Consider the following 16,011-nt stretch of genomic DNA (forward strand, 5'->3'; position numbering starts at 1 on the left):
AAAGGGTAAAATGAACGTAAATAATTTCCCCTTTTCTCGGCAGGGCGGTGAAGGAGTTGAGCGGCGTATGAGGCTGGAGGAACATTACCTGGAGTTGTATCGCGGCCTGCGGCTCCGGTTGACGGATCGTCAGGCGGAGGTGACGCTTCCCGAGCTATCGCAGCTGCTGCATTGCTCGGAACGGAACGTGAAGCTGCTGCTTCGACGTATGCGGGAGCGGCTGTGGATCGAATGGCGCGCCGGGTTAGGACGCGGTCACCGTTCCAGACTGACGTTCGCGGTCGACCCGGAGTCGATGCTGGCGGCGGAGACGGAACGGCTTCTGGCTGAAGGCCGCTTTCAAGAAGTGATGGCATTGACCGAACGGGGGGCTTTTACGGACGAGGGCGCGGCCCGAATGGACGTTTTGCTGCGGGAGGCTTTCGGTTACCGCCTGCAGCCGGGGAGCGGAACAAGCGCCGAAGGCGTGCTGCGTTTTCCGGCTTATCGGATTCCCGCCGCGCTGGACCCGGCTTACACGACCCGGCGAACGGAGCTGCATCTCCTGCGGCAATTGTTCGATACGCTGCTCGTCTACGACGAACTTTCCGGGCGATTCCGACCGGGCCTGGCTCACGAGGCGGAGCGAAACGAGGCCGGAGACCGATGGGTCTTTTATTTACAGAAGCACGTCCGCTTTCACCACGGCAAGCCGTTCACCTCAAGGGATGCAGCGTTTACGTTGCGCAGACTTACCGATCCGGACGCCGGGTCTCCATACGCCTCGTTGTTCGCCGTAGTGAGCGGCATCGAATGTTTGGACGAGCATCGTTTGCTGGTCCGCTTGCATGCGCCTGCGCCCTATCTAGGCTCGCTGCTGGCTTCTCCGGCCGCGTCGATTGTGCCGGCGGAGCTGCCTGCCGACTTTGCTTCGCTGCCGGTCGGAACGGGGCCGTTTCGGTTAAAACGGCCCAACGCCCGCGGCCTGATTCTGGAGGCGTTCGCGGATTATTACTTGCGTCCGGCTCATGTGGACCGGGTGGAGATGTGGCGGTGGCAGCCGATCCGATCGAACGACGGAGCCGTTAGGCTTGAGGGCGATAACGAAGTGGGCGAGTTGAATTTTCGCCATTATCGGGAGCGGGAGGAGGCGGCGCTCGGCCCTCGGTGGCGCGAGGTGGAGCGGATAGACCGCGGCTGCAAATACGTGTGCCTAAACCTGGGCAAGCCCGGTCCGCTGAACGATCCGGCAATGAGAGCATGCATCTTTCGCGCGCTCCGCGATCCGGCCTTTGTCCGGCAGCTGGGCGGCAACCGCGGCGATTTCGCCGATACGTTCATCGGGTACGAAGAAGCAAATGGACAGGCTCCATATTCGGATACTGGTAAAGTCACCGATGCAGGTACAAGCACGAGTACGAGTACGGGTACGGGCACGGAGTTAACCGGCCGTATGCAGACTGAATGGATCGTTGGAGCCCGGCAGGCCGAACCGGCTGAACAAATCGAACCGGCAACAACGGTTGTCCGTCCGGATCGCCCCTTGCGCATTGTGACCTACCCGGGGGCCGGCCACGAACGGGACGCCGAATGGCTTGAAGGCAGACTTGTGGAATTTGGAATTGCCGCAGAGGTCGAACAGGTCGAATACGAACGCCTGCTGGATGAGGAAACGCTCGCCCGCGCCGATCTTTTCTTATTGGAGCAGCCCGTCGGAGAAGACGCCGAATGGACGCTGCTTACGATTCTGGCGAATCCGGGCGGCCCGGTCCGGCGCTGCTTGCCCGTCTCGACCGAACGGGAGGTCGGGGAGCGGGTTACATATGCGCTTCGGCACGCGAACCGGGAGCGGCGCTTGCGCGACCTGAGGGCGATCGAGACCAAGCTTATCGAAGAGCGGTTTGTCGTACCTTGGTACCGCTGGCGGCAGACCGCCTCTTTTCCGCAGGAGCTGGAGGGGGTTACAATTAATGCGCTGGGTTGGGCCGATTACAGGAACGTATGGTTTCGCGCGGGTTTGAAGGACGAAGCGATGTCGTCAGCCGAGAGAATAACGCCATGATAGGCTGAAAATAGCGTGAGTCGAAGAGCGGAACGTCAAGGACGGCGGCGGTCGCAACCGCACAATGCTCCAAGCGTGAGCGGCGTTGCGGCCCTCGTGTTCAGGTGCTTCGTGGCGAAAGCTTTGAAAAACCGTTCGTCCGAACGGTTTTTCAAAGCTTTTATCACTGGGGTGGCTTGTTGTCCGGAGTCTGCTCTTTGGAGCCGTTGAACAGCGCTTCGGTGAGCGACTTCAGTTTATCCATCAGCTTGCCGTAGCCGAAGCCGACCAGGAACGCAATGCCGATTTTGGCATAAACGCTGTTACCCGTTTGCAGCAGCATAATGCCGCTTTGAAACAGCACGATCGTCATGACGGAAGCCCCGGCGCATTTGATCGGGCGCAGCAAATACCAGACCAGCCACCGCTCGGTCAGTTGATCGTAATATTCATGCAGCAAGCGCAAAGCGTACAGCGTGCCGCCGATGGCGCCGGCTAATGCGTAATAAACGTAGTGCTCCAAACCGGCCATATGGACGCCGAGTACGGAGGTTACCGTGCCGCTTTTAAGGAGTCCCCCGAACCAAAAGCTGCCGACGAACCAAGCGAGCAAATAACCGATGATGCCGAACTTATAACTGGGACGTACCGGAATCATGGATGTCCCTCCTTTGCTTGTACCGGATGGTACATCATATGCAGGAGGCTTTTGCTGCGTGTTTGTTGCCTGCTTCTCGGGTATGCCTATCAACAAATACTTTACTTTATTAACGCATTAATGTAATATTTATTTATTGAAGTAAAGCAATAAAGTAGATTATGCGAAAAGGAGTCTCGATCACGCTATGAACAACGATCAACGAATGCAGGCAGAAGCGCCGGCACAGGGCGAGGTGCGGCCGCGCAAAGTGTTGGACCGCTTGAAGCCTTACTCGCCGGGCAAGCCGATTTGGGAGGTGCAGCGGGAGCTTGGACTCGAACGCGTCGTTAAGCTCGCTTCCAACGAAAATCCGCTCGGTCCGTCCCCCGGGGCGCTGGAGGCGATCCAAGCGGCGCTCCCGGACATTCACCGGTATCCCGACACGCAGTCGGTGCTGTTGAAGGAAGCGCTGGCGCAGGAGCTGCAGCTGCGGACGGAGCAGCTGGTTGTGACGAACGGGGGAGACGAGCTGATCACGCTGCTCTCCGAAACGTTCCTCGAGCCCGGCGACGAGATCGTGGCGCCCTTCCCGACGTTCAGCGAATATGAATTCGGCGCGCACCTGATGGATGCGCGCGTTGTCTCCGTTCCGCTTGCCGAAGGCTTCCGCTATGAAGCCGCTTCGCTGCTAGCCGCCGTGAACGAGCGGACCAAGCTGGTCTGGCTGTGCTCCCCGAACAACCCGACCGGCACCTACATGCCCCGGCAGGAGCTGGAGCGTCTTCTGGCCGGGCTGCCGCAGGGCGTCCTGCTCGTGTACGATGCGGCTTATTGCCATTATACAGCCGCGGAGGATTATACCGACGGATTGGAGTTCGTCCGGGCCGGGAGGCCGGTGATTGTGCTCCAAACGTTCTCCAAAGCATACGGACTGGCCGGAATTCGCGTCGGCTTCGGCGCTGCGCCGGAAGCGATTATCCGCCGCATTATGCAGGTGAAAGAGCCTTTCAACGTCAACGCGCTTGCCCAGACGGCAGCAGCGGCTGCGCTATCCGACAAGGAGCATGTGCTCCGTTCGAGAGCGCTTAACGCACAGGGAAGGGAGCGGCTGTACGCAGGCTTGGACCAGCTCGGGCTCGCCTATACGCGGAGCATGAGCAACTTTGTGCTGGTCGAGCTGGGAGCGCGCGCCCATGAACTGTTCCGGGCGCTGATGGCCAAAGGGGTTATCGTTCGTTACGGCGATATATGGGGGCTGCCGCGGCATATCCGGGTTAGCATCGGCACCGAGGAGGAGAACATTTTTTTCCTCGAATGTCTCGAACAAGTCCTTCAAGAATCGCGATAAGCGAGAGCGGGAAGAAACAAGGGACGGAGCGAATCGCACGCATTCGCTCCGTCCCTTGTTTCGGGTTATTCTGCTCTAGCTTATGGCTGTTCACCTGCTGGTAGAACCCCGTGTCAGCAGCTGCCCATGGCCCGGTCAACGTTCAAGCCGGCTTTTGCGCCATTCCCGCACAAGCCGCACGATCGTGACGATGCCCAGACCGAAGGCGACGGCGACGCCGGTCATGGCTACGAGCAAGGCCATGTACTGAAACGCCGAATAGTTTGCGAAACGGCTTAGATCGGTCGGCTCCTTCAAATCTTCGACGACCAGGTTCATGCCGAAAATACCGCTGACGACCGTGTAAATCGTCAGGATGAGCAGCAAATAATTCGAGCGTTTGGCAGCGAAGTTTTCCTCGTATTTGAACAAATCGTCCAGCGTCCGTTTCACGTCCCCGTACAACGTTTCGATCCCCAGACGCTCGCGCAGCCGAACGTACATGTCTTTGCCTTGCGACTGCGATACCGCTTCTATAAAGAAATTTTTCGACGAGAACGTCGTAATATCGCGAATCAGCTTCTCGATTTTATCCGGGTCCTTATCGATCTGCACATGGGAGTAACGGTTGGATAATTTGAGGAGTACAATTTTGTGAAAAAGATTGATCAGCAACGCGTAATAGTATTCGCCGTATATATGGCTGACGAGCTGCTTCACCCGGTGGCCGGATTGTCTCGTTAGACAGACGAACGACGTCTCTTCAATCATATACCACGTTTCCGGCGACCAACGGTCGTATATGCGCTCGCTGCAGAAACGTTCGATATAGGCGGTGTTGCAGGCGCTGACGTAAGGCCTGCCCCGATCGTCCATGCCGTCGAGCCGGGAGGCTCTGTAAGCGTCGACCGTCGTGATTTCTTCCTGCCGTTCGAAGGCAAGCAGGCCCTGCACATACATCCGCTCATCGACAAAATAGGGGAGCTTCTCGAAGAACGATTCTTCCAGGTCCGACTCGTCCAGGAACCGTGTCAACGCCGGCACGACCGTTTTGAAAATAAAGCCCTCCACTTCCTCGGACTCGCAGTCCGCCGCCCCGATGCGGATGTTCCGCTCCGCCTCGTTCATGCTTTGCAGCATGCGAAACCGGCTGGCGAACGCCAGCGCCTGCGAGAACGTGAACGCAGGCTCGCCCCCATCCGTCAATTCCACCCGCAAGGTCAGAAAGCCGATATCGAAGGGGCAAACGAACATGTCCGCGGCATGCAGATGAAAGCGCCAATGGTGTTCATTCGCGGTCATGCGGCACGGCAAATCGATGCGTTTGGAATAACGCCGAAAGGCGTGTGCATCGGGCTGCCGGGGGAAAATCATATTTTTGGCGAAAGGAAGAAAGAACTTCTCGAGCCGGCGGTGGGAAACTTCGCAACCGCTGCCGTAGAATGCGGTTTCCAGCTCCTCCTGCTGCAGCGAGAAGGAAACGAAGCCGTCCGTGAGCAGCTCGCGTTCCAGCTTGTCCTGACAGTTATGGTCCAAGGAAAACGGAAAAATAAATTGAAATTGAGCGGCCCGCAGCCGCTTCTCGTGAAGAGCGATTCCGCTCATATCCATCTCTCCCTGTCTCGGTGAATCTCTAGTTAAGTAATACACCGAATGGGCCGTTCTCAATCAAAGTGAGCCTGGAACATGAAAAAGCCTTATCCTGCGGCTGCAAGGTTAAGGCCGGACTTAAAGCTTCGGATTCGCGTGACATTTGCGGCATACCGGGTAATAGGCGTCATTCCCGCCGATTTGAATTTGCTCGCCGGTGTAGACCGGTTTGCCTTGCGCATCGACCCGGAGATTCATGGTCGCCTTGCGCTCGCAAAACCAGCAGATCGTCTTCATTTCTTCAATTTTGTCGGCGTACAGCAGCATATATTTGCTGCCCTCGAACAGCTCGTTCTGAAAGTCGTTTTTCAACCCGAAGCCCATAACGGGAATGCGCAGCTCATCGACGATACGCGCCAGCTGCATGATTTGCTCCTTGCCCAGAAACTGCACTTCGTCGACCAGGATGCAGGAAATGCCTGCGGCGTTCGCTTGCACCGACGCGAACACGTCCGTATGCGCGTAAATGGGAATGGCCTCGCGACGCAAACCGATGCGCGAGGAGACATAGCCGACTTCGTCGCGGTCATCGACCGCCGAGGTGAAAATAAGCACGGATTTGTTTTGTTCCTCGTAGTTGTGCGCTACCTTCAAAATTTCTATCGATTTTCCGCTGTTCATTGCGCCGTATCTAAAATACAATTGGGCCATGCGATAGTTACACCCCGCTTGATAGAATGACGCAACCTATCATATCATACGGGTTTGGATTTTGAAATGGGTGAAGCGTTCGGGAAAATTCCCTAAGACCCGACGTAGCACAAACGAAAATTCGACAAATTTCGAGGAAATGGCCGCCGGCCATTCGAGGGGAAGCATGATCCGGAGGGACAGGCTTCCATCGGGCGACGGGGAAGGCGCGACAGCCAAAAACCGCTCTTCCGTCGGGAACAGAGGAGCGGTTTAAGCAGGTTTATCCAATGGGAAGCGTAATTTTCACGACGGTTCCCCGGTCCGGTTCGCTTTTGATTTCGAGACGGCCGTTATGCTCGGTGATGATCTTTTGGCTGATCATAAGTCCGAGGCCGGAGCCGTTCTCCTTTGTCGTAAAGAACGGTTCGCCCAGCCGCTTGAGCACGTCGCCCGGGATGCCCGGACCGTTGTCGGAGAAGACGACTGTCACATAGCGAGGGTCGGTTTGCTCCACGGCGATTTGGATCCTGCCGCCGCCGGTCATCGCTTCCATCGCATTTTTTACAATATTAATAAACACTTGCTTCAATTGATTCTCTTCGCAATGAATGGACGGCAGGTCGCCGTGAATTTGCGTGTCGAACTGAATGTTATTCAGATTTGCCTGCGATTCAAGCAAGGATACGACGTGGACGAGAATCGGCGAGAGCGGGCGCTGCTGGAACGCGGCGGCTTGCGGCTTGGCCAGCAGCAGCAGTTCATTGATGATTTGTTCGATGCGGTCCAGCTCGGACATCATAATATCCAAATATTGCTCTTTATAATGAGCGCCTGTTTTCATAAACTGCGTAAATCCTTTGAGCGAGGTCAGCGGGTTGCGGATTTCATGCGCCACGCCTGCCGCCAGTTGGCCGGCGACGGATAATTTCTCCGAGTTGCGCAGCAGCTCCTCGGTTTTCTTATGCTCGCTGATATCTCGCCCGATGATGCAGATGCCGGTAATCTCGTTGTCGGAGCCGACAACCGGGGATATCGTCAAGCTGAGATCGAGCATGGCGCCGTCCTTGCGACGGCGCTTGGTTTCGAACCCGGAAATTTGCTTGCCCTGCAACGCTTGGCGGTACAGCAGCTCCGATTCGATCAGCAGCTCGTCCGGTACATTCGGCGGCTGTTCGCCCAGCAGCTCTTCCTTCGAGTAACCGAACGTCTCGACGAACGCTTTATTGACTTGAATAAGCCGGAAATCGGCATCCAAAATCGAGATGTTGTCGGCAGCGTGCTCGATCATGGATTTTAATTGCTGTTTGGTTGCGCGCAGCGTTTCTTCCTGGTTCTTAAGCGCCGTGACATCGCGCAAAAAAATCGACAAACCATTCTTGGACGGATGGCAGCTGACCTCAAGCCACTTGTCAAGCATCTGGAAATAATAAGTGAAATAAACGGGAGCGGCATCATCCATCGCCCGCTGGCATTGCTTATAAAACCCCGAGTTGATCCATTCCGGCAGCACGGTGTGCAGGCTCCGGTTCAGCAGTTCATCGCGGTTGTGCTCAAGCAGCAGCTCCGCGCCTCTGTTCACGTATACGAATTCGTTTTTGCGGTTGAGCATCACGTAGGCGTCCGTCATCATTTCCATTAATGAAGTCATGCGTACGAGCGCTTCGGTTAACGATTCCTCGAGCCCTTTACGTTCTGAAATGTCCTGCGTTTGCAAATAAATATAAGAGGGCAGCGCATTCTCTCCGTACAGACCGTAGGCGTTTACATTTAACCACACGGTGCTTCCGTCCGCCCGTATCCAGCGTAGTTCCGCTTCGTAACGGGGCAATTGCCCGGCGACCATCTGGCTTAAGTGATGCATGCATAATAGAAGCTCTCCCGGGTGGAGCAGCGACTGCAAATTCATCTTCTGCAGCGTTTCGGGTCCGTACCCGAGCTGTCGGCTAAGCGAATCTCCGGCGAGCACCAGGTTGCAGTCCGTATCCAGCAGAACGGCTCCGGCCTGGGAGCTGGTGAAGCTTTTTAAAGCCAATTCGACAAGAATCCCTTCCAAGCTGACGCTTTCGCCCTGCCGCAGCTTCTCAGGCATTCGATCGCGGGCAATCCGGTCATCCATGCCACCATTTCCTCCATGCATTACGATATGCAAATAACATTCGTCAAAAATCTACATATCCCTCTTTTTGGTTGAGAGCAATGTCAGAAATAATCAGATTATATATGAAATTTTAGACAATAAAGCGCTCTTTTTTTAAATTGCTATAATAAGAATGGAATGTTAATATAAGACATATTATCTGTATGGTTCATAGATTTCCACAGTTTGGGCGCGGCGGAGAAGCTCCCATTCTTCCGCATCGATCCCCCTAGACAGCTTCGTACCCATGCCCATCGGACTGGACAGTATTCAACAAAAAATCCGTAGATGAGAGGAAAGCGCGAGGAATGAACAGAACAGGTTTACCCGTGAAGCAAGGTCTTTACGACCCGGCCCAAGAGCATGACGCTTGCGGCATCGGTTTCGTCGCCCATCTGAAAGGTTATCCCTCCCACGATATTGTGACATCGGCGCTTACCGTGCTTTGCAATTTGGATCATCGCGGCGGTCAAGGTTGCGAAACGAATACGGGAGACGGCGCGGGCATCTTATTGCAAATTCCGCATAAGTATTTCCGTAAGGCTTGTGGTACGGAGGGAATCGAATTGCCGGCGGCAGGCCGTTACGGCGTAGGGATGATCTATTTGCCGCAAGAGGTGGAGACTCGCATCGCCTGTGAGCAGCTTGTGGAGCAGGCGGTCCGCGATGCGGGGCAGCGGCTGCTCGGCTGGAGAACGGTGCCGACGAACAACGAAACGCTCGGCGATTCGGCGAAGGGCTCCGAGCCGTATGTCAGGCAAATTTTTATCGGCGCTTCCGAGGACGCGGCGGAGGAGCTCTCCTTCGAACGGAAGCTGTATGTCATCCGCAAAAGTTCCGAGAACGGCGCAAGGCGCCTTGAGGGCGGCGGCGCCTTGTATGTCGCCAGCTTGTCGAGCCGCACGATCGTATATAAAGGCATGTTAACCCCTGAGCAAGTGGACCGCTACTACATCGAATTGCAAGACCCCGACTTCGAATCGGCCTTGGCGCTGGTTCACTCCCGTTTCAGCACGAATACCTTCCCCAGCTGGGAGCGTGCACACCCTTACCGTTACCTCATTCACAATGGAGAGATCAATACGCTTCGCGGCAACGTGAACTGGATGCGTGCCAGACAGGCCGTGTGCCGTACGGAACTGTTCGGCGACGACTACGATGCGATTTTGCCGATCATCGACACGGACGGATCCGACTCGCAGATGTTCGACAATTGTTTGGAATTTCTAATGCTTTCCGGCCGCTCGCTGCCGCATGCGGCGATGATGATGATTCCGGAACCGTGGTCTAAACACGAAACGATGAGCGACGAAAAGAAAGCGTTTTACGAATACCACAGCTGCCTCATGGAACCGTGGGACGGCCCGGCCGCGATCTCGTTCACCGACGGTCGATCGATCGGCGCCGTACTTGACCGCAACGGCCTGCGTCCGGCGCGTTACTATGTCACCAAGGACGACTGGGTCGTGCTCGCGTCCGAAGCGGGCGTGCTGCCGGTGGCGCCGGAGCGCATCGTCTCCAAGCAGCGTCTCCAGCCGGGACGCATGCTGCTCGTCGATACGACGGAAGGCCGGATTATTGCGGACGAGGAGATCAAGGAACGGATCGTGCGGGAGCACCCGTATCGCGAATGGCTGAACGAACATTTGGTTTCGCTCAGCGAGCTGCCGGAGGCCCCGGAGGTGCCCGGCGTATCCGCCGGCGAAGCGCTGCTGCAGCGTCAGCAGGCGTTCGGCTACACGTTTGAGCAATTGCGCAAGGTGCTGGAGCCGATGGCGCGCACCGGTGTCGATCCGATCGGCTCGATGGGCTTTGACGCGCCGCTTGCGGTGTTGTCCGAACGGCCGCAGCTCTTGTACAGCTACTTTAAACAATTGTTCGCGCAGGTGACGAATCCGCCGATTGACGCGAACTTCGAGGAAATCATTACGGCTCAAGGCACGACAATCGGCCCGGAAGGCAGCCTGATCGATCCGAAGCCGGAGAGCTGCCGGCAAATCCGGATCGAAACGCCGATTCTGACGAATGCGGAGCTGGCGAAGCTGCGTCATATCCGACGGGAGGGCTTCCGAACCGCAACGCTGCCGATGGTATTTCCGGCGGCGGACGGCGCGGAGGGGCTGGAGAAGGCATTGGCGGCATTATTCGTGTCGGCGGATGAGGCGATTGCCGGCGGCGCGACGCTGCTCATTTTGTCGGATCGCGGCGTGAACGAGAAGCTGGCGGCGATTCCCGCGCTGCTCGCGGTGTCCGGGCTGCATCACCACTTGATCCGCGAAGGGACGCGTACGAAAGTAGGGCTGCTCGTTGAATCGGGCGAACCGCGCGAGGTGCATCACTTTGCGCTGCTGCTCGGGTATGGGGCCGGCGGGATCAATCCGTATATGGCGATCGAATCGCTTCAGGGCATGATCGATCAAGGGCTGCTGAAGGGCGTTGCCTACGAGAAAGCCGTCTACCACTACGTGAAGGCGGCGACCAAAGGCGTTGTGAAGGTGCTGGCGAAGATGGGCATCTCGACCATCCAGTCGTATCGCGGCGCACAAATTTTCGAAGCGATCGGCTTGGACGCTTCCGTAGTCGACCGTTACTTCACTTGGACGTATACGCCGGTTGGCGGAATAGGCCTGGAGGCGATCGCGCAAGAGGCGCTGCTTCGTCACCGGCGCGCTTTCTCGCCGCAAGAGGGCGTGGATCGGGTGCTTGATACGGGCGGCGAGCTGCAATGGCGCAAGAACGGGGAGGAGCATCTCTATAACCCCGAGACCATTCACGCGCTGCAGACGGCGGTGCGTACGAACAATTATACGATGTACAAAAGCTTCGTGAAGCTGATTCATCAGGAGAACGAGCGTTATATGTCGCTCCGTTCGCTGTTCTCGTTCCGTTCGAATCGCGAACCGGTGCCGATCGAGGAGGTCGAATCCGTCGAATCCATGTTCAGGCGCTTCAAGACAGGAGCGATGTCGTACGGCTCGATATCCAAGGAAGCGCATGAAAGTCTCGCGATCGCGATGAACCGCATCGGCGGCAAGAGCAATACGGGCGAAGGCGGGGAGCATCCGGACCGCTTCCAGCCGGACGGGAACGGCGACCTGCGGCGCAGCGCCATTAAGCAGGTCGCGTCGGGGCGCTTCGGCGTGACGAGTCACTACCTGGTCAATGCCGACGAAATTCAAATCAAGATGGCGCAGGGCGCAAAGCCGGGCGAGGGCGGCCAGCTTCCGGGCTCCAAGGTGTACCCGTGGGTCGCCGAAGTGCGCGGCGTGACGCCGGGCGTTGGCTTAATCTCGCCGCCGCCGCATCACGATATTTATTCGATCGAGGACTTGGCCGAGCTGATCCATGATCTGAAGAATGCCAATCCGCGGGCGCGCATCAGTGTGAAGCTCGTCTCCGAAGTGGGCGTCGGCACGATTGCCGCCGGGGTGGCTAAAGGCAAAGCGGACGTCGTGCTGATCAGCGGCTACGACGGGGGTACGGGCGCTTCGCCGCAAACGTCGATCCGCCATGCCGGTTTGCCGTGGGAGCTGGGCCTTGCCGAAACGCACCAGACGCTTGTGCTGAACAATTTGCGCAGCCGGATTACCGTGGAGACGGACGGTAAGCTGATGACCGGCCGTGATGTTGTGATCGCCGCGCTGCTGGGCGCCGAGGAGTTCGGTTTCGCCACGACGCCGCTCATTGCGCTTGGCTGCATCATGATGCGCGTCTGTCATCTCGATACGTGCCCGGTCGGTGTGGCCACGCAAAACCCGGAGCTGCGCAAACGATTTGCCGGCGATCCGCAGCATGTCGTGAATTTCATGCATTTTGTGGCGCAGGACGCGCGCGAGCTGATGGCGGAGCTCGGCTTCCGCACGATCGAAGAGATGGTCGGGCACACCGAAATCTTGGAGACGAAGCAAGCGGTGCAGCACTGGAAAGCGAAGGGCATCGATTTGTCGCCGCTGCTCCATCAGCCGGAGGTCGGGGAGGAGGTCGGTCGCTTCTGCTCCATGCAGCAGGATCACGGACTCGACCAGTCGCTCGATGTGCAGGAGCTGATGGCGATCTGCGAACCGGCGCTTGAACGGCGGGAGAAAGTGCATGCGATTGTGCCGGTGCACAACGTGAACCGCGTCGTCGGCACGATCGTCGGCAGCGAAGTGACCCGGCGTTACGGCAAGGAAGGCTTGCCGCACGACACGATCCGGCTGCACTTCAACGGCTCGGCCGGTCAAAGTTTCGGCGCCTTCGTGCCCGGCGGGATGACGCTCTCGCTCGAGGGCGACGCGAACGATTACTTCGGCAAGGGGCTTTCCGGCGGCAAGCTGGCCATTTTCCCATCGGAGAAATCGACGTTCATCGCCGAAGACAACATCATCATCGGGAACGTGGCGTTCTACGGGGCGACGGACGGGGAAGCTTACATTCGCGGGATGGCGGGCGAACGCTTCTGCGTACGCAACTCCGGGGTGCGCGCCGTCGTGGAAGGCGTCGGCGACCACGGCTGCGAATACATGACAGGCGGCCGTGTCGTGGTGCTGGGTCCGACCGGGCGCAACTTTGCGGCAGGCATGTCGGGCGGCATCGCTTATGTGCTTGACGAGCACGGGACGTTCGCCGACCAGTGCAACAAGGAGATGGTGCTGCTGGAGAACGTGGAGGAAGTGTACGAGGCTGAAGAGCTGAAGAACATGATCCAGCACCACGAGACGTATACGGGCAGCGCTGTGGCGCACCGTATTTTGCACAATTGGGAGCACTATTTGTGGAAATTCGTGAAGATCATTCCGAAGGATTACAAGCGGATGTTCGAAGCGATCGAGCGCGTGAAGCGTTCCGGCTTATCCCAGCAGGATGCGATGCTGGTCGCTTTTGAGGAAAATATGAAAGACGTCTCGCGCGTCAGCGGCAACTAAAGGAGGAACGATCGAAATGGGTAAACCTACCGGTTTTATGGAGTTTGAGCGCGAGGTCCCGATCGACAACGGTCCTCTGCTGCGCATCGCGCATTGGCAGGAATTCAGCATCCCTTTGACGGAAGAGAAGCTGCAGCAGCAGGGCGCACGCTGTATGGATTGCGGAATCCCGTTCTGCCATACGGGCAAAATCATCAGCGGTATGGCCGCCGGCTGCCCGGTCAACAACCTGATTCCCGAGTGGAACGACCTCGTCTATCGCGGGCAATGGCGGGAAGCGCTGGATCGTCTGCATAAGACGAACAACTTCCCCGAGTTTACGGGACGCGTCTGTCCGGCGCCTTGCGAGGGCTCCTGTACGGTCGGCCTGAACGGCTCGCCGGTGACGATCAAAAACATCGAGAAGTCGATTATCGACCGCGGCTTCGCCGATGGCTGGGTCGTGCCGAACCCGCCGAAGACGCGTACCGGCAAGAAGGTCGCCGTCGTCGGCTCAGGCCCGTCCGGGCTCGCCGCCGCGGCGCAATTGAACCAAGCCGGCCACACCGTTACGGTGTACGAGCGCGCGGACCGTCCGGGCGGCTTGCTGATGTACGGCATCCCGAACATGAAGCTGGATAAGAAATACGTGCAGCGCCGGGTTGAGCTGCTTGCTGCCGAAGGCGTTACCTTCGTAACGGGTACGGAAATCGGCAAGGACCTTCCGGCATCGAAGCTCAAGGAAGAGAACGACGCGGTCGTCTTGTGCGGCGGAGCGACCTTGGGCCGCGACCTGAAGATCGAAGGCCGCGAGCTGAAGGGCATCCATCTGGCGATGGAATTCCTGTCGAAGAATACGAAGAGCTTGCTCGACTCCGGACATCAGGACGGCGCTTTTATTTCGGCCGAAGGCAAGCATGTCGTCGTCATCGGCGGCGGCGATACCGGCACGGACTGCGTCGGCACCTCCATTCGCCATAAGTGTGCGAGCGTGACGCAGTTCGAGATTATGCCGAAGCCGCCGGAAAAGCGTCAACCGAACAACCCGTGGCCGGAATGGCCGAAGGTGCTCAAGGTCGACTACGGCCAAGAGGAGGCGGCGGCGGTGCAGGGCGAGGACCCGCGTAAATATATGATCTCGACGAAGAAGTTCGTCGGCGATGAGAACGGACATGTCAAGGAACTTCACACCGTGCTGATCGAGTGGAAGAAGGACGACCAAGGCCGGTTCGTGCCGGTTGAGGTGCCGGGCAGCGAACAGGTGTATCCGGCGCAGCTCGTGCTGCTCGCGATGGGCTTCCTCGGTCCGGAGAATCCGGTGCTTGAGCAGCTTGGCGTTGAACGTGACGAGCGGAGCAACGCCAAAGCGGCTTACGGCCGCTTTGTGACCAACGTCGAGGGCGTGTTCGCCGCCGGGGATATGCGGCGCGGCCAGAGCCTCGTCGTGTGGGCGATCAACGAAGGCCGGGAAGCGGCCCGCGAAGTCGACCGTTATTTGATGGGCTCGAGCAACTTGCCTTAATCGGGCCAACGCGTCTAACCCGTCTCCCTTCGGTCGGAGGCGGGTTGTTTGTCGGGCAGTCTCCATGTGGATTCCGTATGTTTGAATCGGGATGGCCTGCATTTAGTTTATGTAGCGGACAGATATGAGATTCAATCGCGGCGCGGAAGTCGAGGAGGCTGAGAAGGTGCACAAGGAATTGAGAACGATGTTGACGCCTGAGGAACTACAGGCGTTGTTACCCGCCGAAGAGGAGAAGGCCGCGCAGGGATACGCCGATCACGTCGGGCGCCAGCTTGCTCAAGAGGTTGCCCAATTGCACAAGGAAATTGCGCGTTTGGAGCAAACCGTCGATCGGCTGACCGACCGGCTGGAGAAGCTGGAGCGGGCCGGTTGTCCGGGCGTCCAGGCGTCCGACCTGGCTTCTATAACCGGGGAGCCGTCGCCCCCTCAGAACCAGGTTGAACCGTTCATGAGGGAGGACGCGCTTCTTCTTCCTTCCCGTACCGAAACGCACGGGCGCAAAAGGACGAAGCCTTATGAAGATACCGGCATTGGCCGATGGTTTTCACTATAACTGGAAAAGGGATGTCCTGAGAGTCGGATGACTTCACGGATGTCCCTTTTATCGTTGATAAGCCTATAAGGAATACATGAATCAACTTGGGTCTTAACGACGCGGTTTTCTCCGGCGGCGGGGGATCCGGCAGCTGCACACTTTACTGGATCGGTAAGGCGTCGATTTCATCGTAATCGCACGGGAGGAAAATCGCAGCGTCTGCACAATACGCGGCACATCGCGGTTGACCATCCGCTTCAGCAGCCCGATGGGCGTCCCGTACTTGCGGTAATCGTAATCGCCGGTTTTGCGATTGATAAATTCATGCGGCAGCTCATCCGGCGTCAAATAGGCGAACACGCGCCCGTCGCGGGCCGCAATCAAAGACAAGGGCGAATCCCCATAGCCGAGCCGCAGCCAGTCCTCCTGTGTCATGCGGAACACCAGTATCGTGAAAATATCGTCATACACGTTTCCCTTATACTTAAACCGAAAATGCAGCTCGTATTCCGAGTCGGGTTCCAGCTTTTTTTTACTGACGACACAATAATTCCGCCACCACGACGGAAAACGCAGCGTAAAGCCGTATTTATCGTTCCTGTACAGCAGATCGGACGATTTGGCCACTTCTCCTTCGCTCCTTCCGGTTGCGCTTTCTTCC

General features: G+C 57.6%; 10 protein-coding genes. 5 read left to right on the forward strand and 5 right to left on the reverse strand.

The window, feature by feature from the left end:
- Positions 1 to 67: 67 nt before the first annotated feature.
- Positions 68 to 2,041, forward strand: a complete 1,974-nt coding sequence (locus tag PVA01S_RS08490; protein WP_155615017.1) for an ABC transporter substrate-binding protein — start codon at positions 68 to 70, stop codon at positions 2,039 to 2,041.
- 163 nt (positions 2,042 to 2,204) lie between these two features.
- Here PVA01S_RS08490 and PVA01S_RS08495 read toward each other — a convergent pair whose 3' ends face one another.
- Entirely contained in the window at positions 2,205 to 2,678 is a 474-nt protein-coding gene (locus tag PVA01S_RS08495; protein ID WP_127606804.1) for a hypothetical protein, read from the reverse strand.
- 187 nt (positions 2,679 to 2,865) lie between these two features.
- Here PVA01S_RS08495 and hisC point away from each other — a divergent pair, with 187 nt between their 5' ends.
- Positions 2,866 to 4,008 carry a histidinol-phosphate transaminase gene (gene hisC, locus PVA01S_RS08500; RefSeq protein WP_244932924.1) on the forward strand — a complete coding sequence of 381 codons (1,143 nt, stop codon included), beginning with the start codon at positions 2,866 to 2,868 and terminating at the stop codon, positions 4,006 to 4,008.
- Between the two features lie 135 nt (positions 4,009 to 4,143).
- Here hisC and PVA01S_RS08505 read toward each other — a convergent pair whose 3' ends face one another.
- The 3 genes from PVA01S_RS08505 to PVA01S_RS08515 all read right to left on the reverse strand — a co-directional run bounded on the left by PVA01S_RS08505 (position 4,144) and on the right by PVA01S_RS08515 (position 8,386).
- Positions 4,144 to 5,592 (reverse strand): hypothetical protein, encoded by a 1,449-nt coding sequence (locus PVA01S_RS08505; protein ID WP_127606806.1) that lies wholly within the window; start codon positions 5,590 to 5,592, stop codon positions 4,144 to 4,146.
- Between the two features lie 123 nt (positions 5,593 to 5,715).
- Positions 5,716 to 6,288, reverse strand: coding sequence for a thymidine kinase (locus PVA01S_RS08510; RefSeq protein WP_054797562.1), 573 nt, complete (start codon positions 6,286 to 6,288; stop codon positions 5,716 to 5,718).
- Between the two features lie 262 nt (positions 6,289 to 6,550).
- Positions 6,551 to 8,386, reverse strand: a complete 1,836-nt coding sequence (locus PVA01S_RS08515) for a PAS domain-containing sensor histidine kinase (protein ID WP_127606808.1) — start codon at positions 8,384 to 8,386, stop codon at positions 6,551 to 6,553.
- A 329-nt stretch (positions 8,387 to 8,715) separates the two neighbouring features.
- Here PVA01S_RS08515 and gltB point away from each other — a divergent pair, with 329 nt between their 5' ends.
- From gltB to PVA01S_RS08530, 3 genes are all read left to right on the forward strand, one after another.
- Positions 8,716 to 13,311 carry a glutamate synthase large subunit gene (gene gltB / locus PVA01S_RS08520; protein ID WP_127606810.1) on the forward strand — a complete coding sequence of 1,532 codons (4,596 nt, stop codon included), beginning with the start codon at positions 8,716 to 8,718 and terminating at the stop codon, positions 13,309 to 13,311.
- A gap of 16 nt (positions 13,312 to 13,327) precedes the next feature.
- A complete protein-coding gene (locus PVA01S_RS08525) occupies positions 13,328 to 14,812 on the forward strand; it encodes a glutamate synthase subunit beta (RefSeq protein ID WP_127606811.1) in 1,485 nt (494 codons plus the stop codon).
- Between the two features lie 124 nt (positions 14,813 to 14,936).
- On the forward strand, positions 14,937 to 15,368 hold the full coding sequence (locus PVA01S_RS08530) for a SlyX family protein (RefSeq protein WP_164751777.1): 432 nt from the start codon (positions 14,937 to 14,939) through the stop codon (positions 15,366 to 15,368).
- A 93-nt stretch (positions 15,369 to 15,461) separates the two neighbouring features.
- Here the strand turns inward: PVA01S_RS08530 and PVA01S_RS08535 are convergent, their stop codons facing one another.
- Entirely contained in the window at positions 15,462 to 15,977 is a 516-nt protein-coding gene (locus tag PVA01S_RS08535; protein WP_127606815.1) for a hypothetical protein, read from the reverse strand.
- Between the last annotated feature and the right edge of the window lie 34 nt (positions 15,978 to 16,011).

This window comes from Paenibacillus validus NBRC 15382 (assembly GCF_004000985.1).
Taxonomy (GTDB): Bacteria; Bacillota; Bacilli; order Paenibacillales; family NBRC-103111; genus Paenibacillus_G; species Paenibacillus_G validus.